Genomic DNA, 1,753 nt, shown 5'->3' with positions numbered 1-1,753 from the left:
CTATGGATGCGGCGTCGGCAAGGCAGGGCTGGAGTTTACCGGCACGGCCACCATCGATGTGAAAAAGGAATGGCCGACCTGGCGCCCGACCGATGAGATGATCGAACGTGATCCCGTCGCTTACGCAAAATTCAAGGATAATGACTATGTCCAACCCGGTGGCGGAGATAACCCGCTGGGCGCGCGGGCGCTGTATCTGTTCCAGAACGGTGTCGATACCTATTTCCGCATCCACGGTACGACACAGCCGCAGACCATTGGCCGGGCAGTGTCCAACGGTTGCATTCGAATGCTGAACGAGCATGTGATCGATTTGTACAACCGGGTCCCCATCGGAACTGTCGTTACAGTCGTCTGAGTGTCCTTGGATGGGCGACTATTCCGCTCGACCCGCCTGATCAACAAGCTTCAGAACGGACGGTCCAAGTGATTCAACGATCTTTGCCACCCCATCCGTGTTTGGATGTATTCCGTCCGGCTGCATGAACTGCGATACCGCGCCGGGGTCGCCCTCTGCCGCAAGCCCTTCAAAGAAACTGGCGGTGAAGAGGACGTCGAACTCCTGTGCCAGATCAGGATACATCCCGTCGAAAGCTTGCTTGTAGTCGGCCCCGTAGTTACCCGGCGCCTGCATACCGATCAGCAGAACCGGTACATTCGCGCCCCGCGCCACGTCCAGAATCCTGCGCAGATTGGCCTTTGATACGGCAGGGTCGATCCCCCGCAGCAGGTCGTTGCCACCAAGGGCAACGATCATGCCGTCCACATCCGGTGTCAGGGTCCAGTCCACACGCGCGGCCCCGCCCGCCGTCGTGTCGCCCGAAACACCTGCGTTGATGACTCGGACATCCGCACCCTGCGTCTGCAACCAGCGTTCAAGCTGCGGAACAAACCCGCTTTCCTCAACCAGCCCATAGCCCTGAGTCAGCGAGTCCCCCAAAGCCGCAATCACCACCTGTTCGGCTGTGGCCGCAAAACCGCACCACGTGAAAAGGCCTGTCATCAAAGCCTTGCGCAACGTGGTGATCGCTCCATATCCCAAAAGACCGCTCCTTTTTCGGGTAGACCCATGACGACCGCTGTTCTCGCCCTCCAAGATGCCGCTTTGTCCCTGGATGGCAATGCCGGGCGGGTCGATATTCTGCATGACATTACGTTGACTGTGAACAAGGGCGAGACGCTGGGGCTTATCGGGCCTTCTGGCTCGGGCAAGTCTTCGCTGCTGATGTTGATGGCGGGGTTGGAACAGGCGACGCACGGTCAAATCGTGGCGCTGGGTCAGGACCTGACCGACATGGATGAGGACGCTCTGGCCCGGTTTCGGCGCGACAGCATGGGGGTGGTGTTTCAGAACTTCCACCTGATCCCGACAATGACCGCGCTTGAAAACGTGGCAACCCCACTGGAACTGGCAGGGCACAAGGATGCGTTCGACCGGGCCGAGCAAGAGCTGGACGCCGTTGGCCTGTCGCACCGTCGCGATCATTACCCGGCGCAACTGTCGGGCGGAGAACAACAGCGAGTTGCCTTGGCACGCGCATCTGCGCCGCGTCCCAAAATCCTGTTGGCCGATGAACCGACCGGGAACCTGGACGAAACCAACGGGGCCGCAACTGTTGATTTGCTGTTTGGTCTGCGTCGGAAATACGATGCAACCCTGGTTCTGGTGACACACAGCCATTCATTGGCGGAAAGATGTGATCGGGTCGTTCGGTTGCGTGACGGCAGGATCGCAGAAGAGACCCGGCAGGAG

Annotated in this window: 3 protein-coding genes; 2 read left to right on the top strand and 1 reads right to left on the bottom strand. The window is 59.6% G+C overall.

Annotated elements, in window-relative coordinates; all coding sequences use genetic code 11:
- A partial coding sequence (locus AC2FNN_RS21590) for a L,D-transpeptidase (protein ID WP_496760569.1) occupies positions 1-358 on the top strand: 358 nt, incomplete at its 5' end.
- An 18-nt stretch (positions 359-376) separates the two neighbouring features.
- Here the strand turns inward: AC2FNN_RS21590 and AC2FNN_RS21585 are convergent.
- On the bottom strand, positions 377-1,003 hold the full coding sequence (locus AC2FNN_RS21585) for an arylesterase (RefSeq protein WP_496760571.1): 627 nt from the start codon (positions 1,001-1,003) through the stop codon (positions 377-379).
- Between the two features lie 66 nt (positions 1,004-1,069).
- Here AC2FNN_RS21585 and AC2FNN_RS21580 point away from each other — a divergent pair.
- On the top strand, positions 1,070-1,753 hold a 684-nt coding region (locus AC2FNN_RS21580; RefSeq protein ID WP_496760568.1), incomplete at its 3' end, for an ABC transporter ATP-binding protein.

This window comes from Ruegeria sp. BHSA118, from assembly GCF_059613405.1.
The sequence above is the reverse complement of the archived record's forward strand: the minus strand, read 5'-3'. Positions and strand labels throughout refer to the sequence as shown.